Here is a 6,477-nt window from a genome sequence, read left to right as displayed (position 1 = left end):
CCCACCCACTTCCATCCCCTCGGGCCACTACAGGACCGCAACACCTCAGCAAACCCCCGCCCGCCAACCCGCCCCACCGCACCGATTTCCGCCCGTTCAGCCGATCAAGCCCCGCAGAAGCCCGAAACGCGGCAGGGGCCCGACCTCACCCGAGGTCGGGGCCCTGCCGCGAAGCAACGAATACCGGGGCTACTTCTTCTTGGCCGCCGAAGTCCGCTTCGCCGGGGCCTTCTTGGCCGCGGCCGTGGTCTTCTTCGCTGCCGCAGTGGTCTTGGCGGCAGGCTTGGCGGCTGCCTTCGCCCGCGTCGTGGTGGCCTTCGGGGCCGCCTTGGCGCGCGTGGTGGTGGCCTTCGCGGCGGTCGCGCGCGTAGTCGTCTTGGCCGCGGTCGCCTTGGCGGGAGCCTTGGCCGCGGTGGCCCGGGTGCGCGTGGCAGCGGGCTTCGCCGCCGTGGCACGGGTGCTGCGCGTGGCGGTCGTCGACGCGGCGCGGGTGGTCGTGGCGCGCGCGGCGGTGGTGGTGCCGGTGGCCCGCTTCGCCGCCGTGGCCTTCGGCAGCTTCTTCGAACCGGAAATCACGTCCTTGAACGTGGTGCCCGCGCGGAACGCCGGAACGTTCGTCTTCTTCACTCGCACGGTTTCGCCCGTGCGCGGGTTCCGCGCGGTGCGGGCGGCCCGAGCGCGCTTCTCGAACACCCCGAAGCCGGTGATGTTCACCTTCTCGCCCTTGTTGACCGTCCGGATGATGATGTCGACGAGACCGTCGACGGCCTCCGAAGCAACCTTTTTGTCGCCCAGACGCTCCGACAGCGCCTCGATCAGCTGGGCCTTGTTGGCCATTCCAGTCCCTCCAAGAAGAACTCTTCGTCCACGGCCAGGTCGGCCGACTAACGCACACGGTATTACCAAGACAGCACAAATTCCAAACGGCACGCGAAATTTTCCCTTGCGGCGGGAACGGTTCCGCCCTCCCGAAGGACCCGATTCCGGTCCGGGGAGGCTCCGTTTGGTGTGGGCGTTCAGGGGATCCGCCGGGGCCGGATTCCCTTTCCGAGCAGGGAATCCGCGCCCCGGCGGCGCAGGTCAGGAGGTCGCGGCGGGAAGCGTCGCGGGCTTCCAGGAGGGGCGCTGGGACTCGAACGCGTCGATGTCCCCCGCGTGGCGCAAAGTCAGCGCGATGTCGTCGAGTCCTTCGAGCAGCCGCCAGCGGACGTAGTCGTCGATCTGGAACGGCGCGGTGAAGTCCTTGGCCCGCACGGTCTTGGCTTCGAGGTCCACCGAGACCTCGGTGCCGGGCTCGTTCTCCAGCAGCTTCCAGAGCAGTTCGACATCCGATTGCTCGCACTGCGCGGCGACGAGGCCGCCCTTGCCGGAGTTGCCGCGGAAGATGTCGGCGAAGCGGGACGAGATGACGACCCGGAAGCCGTAGTCCATCAACGCCCAGACGGCGTGCTCGCGCGACGAACCGGTCCCGAAGTCCGGTCCGGCGACGAGCACGGAGCCGCTGGAGAACGGTTCCTGATTGAGGATGAAGTCCTCCTGCGCGCGCCAGGCGGCGAACAGCCCGTCCTCGAATCCGGTGCGGGTCACGCGCTTGAGGTAGACGGCCGGGATGATCTGGTCAGTGTCCACGTTGGACCTGCGCAGCGGGACCCCGATCCCGGTGTGCTGGGTGAACGGTTCCATGGTGGGAGCTCCTCTCGGGGAAGTCAGGCGGGCAGGTCGGCGGGCGAGGACAGCGTCCCGCGCACGGCGGTGGCGGCGGCCACGAGCGGCGAGACGAGGTGCGTGCGCCCGCCCTTGCCCTGCCGTCCCTCGAAGTTGCGGTTGGAGGTGGACGCGCTGCGCTCGCCGGGGGCGAGCTGGTCCGGGTTCATCCCGAGACACATGGAGCAACCGGCCTGCCGCCATTCGGCTCCCGCCTCGGCGAAGATCTTGTCCAGGCCCTCCTCCTCGGCGGTCTTGCGCACCCGCATCGAACCGGGCACCACGAGCATCCGGACCGAATCGGCCACCTTCCGCCCGCGCAGCACCTCCGCCGCGGCGCGCAGGTCCTCGATCCGGCCGTTGGTGCAGGAGCCGAGAAAGACCGTGTCCACGGCGATCTCGCGCAGCGGGGTGCCCGGCTCCAGATCCATATAGGACAGCGCCTTCTCGGCGGCGAAGCGCGCGTTCTCGTCGGCGATCGCGGCCGGGTCCGGCACCGAATCGCCCAGCGGCAGGCCCTGTCCCGGGTTGGTGCCCCACGTCACGAACGGCGTCAGCTGGTCCGCGTCGAGGTGGACCTCGGCGTCGAATTCCGCGCCCTCGTCGGTGCGCAGCTCGCGCCAGTTCGCCACCGCGGCGTCCCAGTCCTCGCCCTTCGGCGCGTGCGGACGGCCCTTGAGGTAGGCGAAGGTCGTTTCGTCCGGCGCGATCATGCCGGCGCGCGCGCCCGCCTCGATCGACATGTTGCAGATGGTCATCCGGGCTTCCATCGACAGCTCTTCGATGGCCTTGCCGCGGTACTCCAGGACGTAACCCTGCCCGCCGCCGGTGCCGATCTTGGCGATCACCGCGAGGATCACGTCCTTCGCGGTGACGCCCGGCCGCAGCGTGCCGTCGACGTTGATCGCCATCGTCTTGAACGGCCGCAGCGGCAGCGTCTGGGTGGCGAGCACGTGCTCGACCTCGGAAGTGCCGATGCCGAACGCCATCGCGCCGAACGCGCCGTGCGTCGAGGTGTGACTGTCGCCGCACACCACGGTGGTGCCGGGCTGGGTCAGCCCGAGCTGCGGTCCGATCACGTGCACGATGCCCTGTTCGGCGTCGCCCATCGGGTGCAGCCGGACGCCGAACTCCTTGCAGTTGCGGCGAAGCGTGTCGACCTGGGTGCGCGACACCGGGTCGGCGATCGGGAGGTCGATGTCCACCGTGGGGACGTTGTGGTCCTCGGTGGCGATGGTGAGGTCGGGGCGGCGCACCGGCCGCCCGGCCAGCCGCAGTCCGTCGAACGCCTGCGGGCTGGTCACTTCGTGCACCAGGTGGAGGTCGATGTAGAGCAGATCCGGTTCGGCGCCTTCGCCTCGGCGCACGAGGTGGCTTTCCCACACCTTCTCCGCCAGCGTACGAGCCTTGCCGGTGGGGCTGGTCATCTCCGGCTCCTTCCACGGGATCGGCCGGGAGCACGGAACCCGGACAGTGCCGGTGAGGAGGGGGCAGCCGCGGCTGTCCGCGGCTCCGGGTTTCGTTTTTCCCAGATTCTGGACTTCCCACAGTGCGGGAAGATAGTATCGCGTCGTGGGACAGCATAGCGGTATCGGAGTACTGGACAAAGCCGTGGCCGTGCTGCAGGCCGTCGCCGAGGACCCGTGCGGGCTGGCGGAACTCTGCACGCGCACCGGGCTTCCTCGCGCGACCGCGCACCGGCTCGCGGTCGGGCTCGAAGTGCATCGCCTGTTGCGGCGAGGGCCCGACGGGCGCTGGCGGCCGGGCACCGCGCTCGCCGAACTCGCGGGCGGTTCGACCGACCCGTTGCTCGACGCGGCGAGTTCGGTGCTGCCGAAGCTCCGGGACATCACCGGCGAAAGCGTTCAGCTTTACCGGCGCGACGGCGTGCAGCGCGTGTGCGTTTCGACCGCGGAACCGCCGAGCGGTTTGCGCGACACGGTTCCGATCGGTTCGCGGCTGCCGATGACGGCGGGCTCGGGCGCGAAGGTCCTTGCCGCGTGGTCGGATCCGCACACCCAGCGAACGATCCTCGCCGACGCGGTTTACGGCGAACGCACTCTGCTCGAAGTGCGCCGCCGCGGCTGGGCGCAAAGCGTCGCCGAACGCGAGCCGGGCGTCGCGAGCGTTTCGGCCCCGGTGCGCGATTCCTCCGGCACCGTCGTCGCCGCGGTGTCGGTCTCCGGCCCGATCGAACGTATAGGGCGCAAGCCCGGCGCCCGGTGGGCGGCGGATCTCCTCGCCGCCGCCGACGCCCTCCAGGAACGCCTCTGACGCCCCGCTCCCACCACGCCCCAACCCCAGGCCGCCTCCCCGCCACCCCGGTGGGAGGCGGCCTTTTTCGCACAGCCGACCCTCGCTGACGGGGCCATACGGCGAACGCACACTGCTCAAAGCGCGGTGCCTCGCCTGAACCCCAGGCACCGCCGGACGCGAGCGTTTCCGCCCGCCGTGCGCGATTCCTCCGGCACCCTCGTCGCCGCAGCACTGGCCTCCCGCCCGATCGAACCCATCAGCCGCAAACCCGGGCGCACGACAGGCAGTCGATCTCCTCCCCGCCGCTTCCACCACGCCCCAACCCCAGCCCACCTCCCGCCGCCCCGGCGGGAGGCGCCCTTTTCGCACAGCCGATCGACACTCGACGCGGCATAGGGCGAACCCCCTCCGCTCAAAGCGCCCCACCCCGGCCAGATCCCAAGCACCGCCGAACGCGAGCATTTCCGCCCCCGTGCGCGATTCCTCCGGCACCCTCGTCGCCGCAGCACTGGCCTCCCGCCCGATCGAACCCATCAGCCGCGAACCCGGGCGCACGATGGGCAGCCGATCTCCTCGCGACCGCGGTTTACGGCGAACGCCCTCCGCTCAAAGCGCGCCAGGCCTTGAGCGCGAGCCCGGGGTCGCGAACGTTTCCGCCCCGATACGCGATTCCTCCGAAACCGTCGTCGCGCCATCGGTCTCCCGCCCGATGGCAGCCAACCTCCTCGCCGCCGACGCGGCATACACCGAACCCACTCCGCTCAAAGCGCCCCACCCCGGCCGGGCCCCAAGCGCCGCCGAACAACAGCCCACCGTCGCGAACGTTCCCGCCCCCGTGCGCGATTCCTCCGGCACAGCCATCGCCACGACACCGTCCTCCGGCCCGATCGAACCCATCGGCTGCAAACCCAGCCGCACGACAGCCAGCCGAGCCCCTCGCCGCCGCACCCCGGGAACACCCCTGCCGCTCGGCTCCCACCGCACCCCGCCTCTCCGCCACGCCCGTGGGGGACAGCCTTTTTCGCGCGGTTTTCGATCGTCCTCAGTAGACCGTCCGGCCGCCTCACCGGTCCTCCGAGCGGCCGCGCGCCGCCTCGCCGCCGAACCTCAAGAAAAGGCAAAACCGCAGGACAGCGGGTGTCTACATGCGACTTTGCCGACGCCGCAAGCACTCTCGCGGGTCTTCCGGCCAGTGAAAGAATCCGGCGCCGCGAGCCTCGCGGGGGTCGTCAGTAACCCGGACGCGGCAACGAAAAAGGCAGGTCCCGATTGGACTTGCGAAGTCTATGGGTGATAATGACTGCGTTCGGCCTGTATGGCCGTATAAAACAAGTTCTGGTTGGAGGAACTGGAATGGCCAACAAGGCCCAGCTGATCGAAGCTCTGTCGGAGCGCATCGGCGACAAGAAGGCAGCAGCGGAAGCCGTCGACGGTCTCGTCGACATCATCATCCGCACCGTCCACAAGGGCGAAAAGGTCACCATCACCGGCTTCGGTGTCTTCGAGAAGCGCGCGCGTGCCGCCCGCACCGCTCGCAACCCGCGCACCGGCGAAGCCGTGCGGGTCAAGAAGACCAACGTTCCGGCGTTCCGCGCGGGCACCACGTTCAAGGACGTCATCTCCGGCACGAAGAAGCTGCCGAAGGCGACTGCCGTGAAGCGTGCGACCGCCAGCACCGCGAAGGCGACCGCTACCCGCGCCACGGCGACGACCACCACTCGCGCCAAGGCCACCGCCGCCAAGCCGGCCGCCACCCGCACCCGCGCCACCGCGGCCAAGGCTCCCGCCAAGGCCACCGCCGCGAAGGCCACCACCACCCGCGCCAAGGCGACCGCCACCAAGGCCACCGCGGCCAAGGCGGCTCCGAAGGCCACCACCACGCGGGCGAAGGCCGCTGCCAAGCCGGCCGCCAAGAAGACCACGGCGACCGCGAAGAAGGCTCCGGCCAAGCGCACCTCGGCCGCGAAGAAGAAGTAACTCCGGCTTTCCGGAATCTGAAGACAAGCCCCGCCCGGCTTCTCCCCGGGCGGGGCTTGTCGCATCTCTGCCCTTTTTTCCCGCCCTGAAGGCACTGCCCGGCACTGCCCGGTGCCAGGGACGGCGAACTCGACCGCGCCGCCACCGATTTCGAAGCGGCGGAAGAGCGTTTCGGCGACCGCGCTCAAGATCCGTTGGCACGCTTGCTCCGCACCGGGGATCGGCGGACTGTGGGCCAGGCGACACCTCCGCCGCGGGCATTGTCCCCGTCGGCCGATATCCGCGCAGCGCGACGGAAACCGAGGGAAGGCTCAGCGTTTTCCCGATCACACCACCCATCTCGCGCACGTCTCCGATCGATCACCTGTTCCCCCAAGCAAGTGCGAACGCCCGCGCGAAGCGGTCGCCGGGGTTTCCTTGCTGTGCCCGGTCCGCCACCTTGCGTGGCCGTCGGGTGTCCGCGATCACCCAGGCCACGCAAGGTCCACAACAGACTTTCGGGTTGTTATGCGAACGTGACAACCACGCACGGCGCCCACC

5 protein-coding genes are annotated in these 6,477 nt (G+C 69.8%); 2 read left to right on the top strand and 3 right to left on the bottom strand.

The features are described 5' to 3' along the window. Positions 1-189 precede the first annotated feature (189 nt). The 3 genes from ACZ7SW_RS13460 to leuC form a co-directional block, all read right to left on the bottom strand. Entirely contained in the window at positions 190-837 is a 648-nt protein-coding gene (locus ACZ7SW_RS13460; RefSeq protein WP_470230676.1) for an HU family DNA-binding protein, read from the bottom strand. 243 nt (positions 838-1,080) lie between these two features. Next, positions 1,081-1,683, bottom strand: coding sequence for a 3-isopropylmalate dehydratase small subunit (leuD, locus tag ACZ7SW_RS13455; RefSeq protein WP_470230675.1), 603 nt, complete (start codon positions 1,681-1,683; stop codon positions 1,081-1,083). 23 nt (positions 1,684-1,706) lie between these two features. Then, complete coding sequence (leuC, locus tag ACZ7SW_RS13450) at positions 1,707-3,131, bottom strand: 3-isopropylmalate dehydratase large subunit (RefSeq protein ID WP_470230674.1); 1,425 nt, start codon at positions 3,129-3,131, stop codon at positions 1,707-1,709. A gap of 145 nt (positions 3,132-3,276) precedes the next feature. Here leuC and ACZ7SW_RS13445 point away from each other — a divergent pair, with 145 nt between their 5' ends. After that, positions 3,277-3,978, top strand: a complete 702-nt coding sequence (locus ACZ7SW_RS13445) for an IclR family transcriptional regulator (RefSeq protein WP_009074079.1) — start codon at positions 3,277-3,279, stop codon at positions 3,976-3,978. A 1,335-nt stretch (positions 3,979-5,313) separates the two neighbouring features. Further along, complete coding sequence (locus ACZ7SW_RS13440) at positions 5,314-5,937, top strand: HU family DNA-binding protein (protein ID WP_452075716.1); 624 nt, start codon at positions 5,314-5,316, stop codon at positions 5,935-5,937. Positions 5,938-6,477 lie beyond the last annotated feature (540 nt).

The organism is Amycolatopsis sp. NPDC114484, from assembly GCF_055633755.1.
This window is presented reverse-complemented; position numbering and strand designations above follow the sequence as displayed.

Bases quoted from the DNA above. Each gene is read 5' to 3' on its own strand.
- ACZ7SW_RS13460 (WP_470230676.1), bottom strand. From the start codon at position 837: ATGGCCAACAAGGCCCAGCTGATCGAGGCGCTGTCGGAGCGTCTGGGC.
- leuD (WP_470230675.1), bottom strand. From the start codon at position 1,683: ATGGAACCGTTCACCCAGCACACCGGGATCGGGGTCCCGCTGCGCAGG.
- leuC (WP_470230674.1), bottom strand. From the start codon at position 3,131: ATGACCAGCCCCACCGGCAAGGCTCGTACGCTGGCGGAGAAGGTGTGG.
- ACZ7SW_RS13440 (WP_452075716.1), top strand. From the start codon at position 5,314: ATGGCCAACAAGGCCCAGCTGATCGAAGCTCTGTCGGAGCGCATCGGC.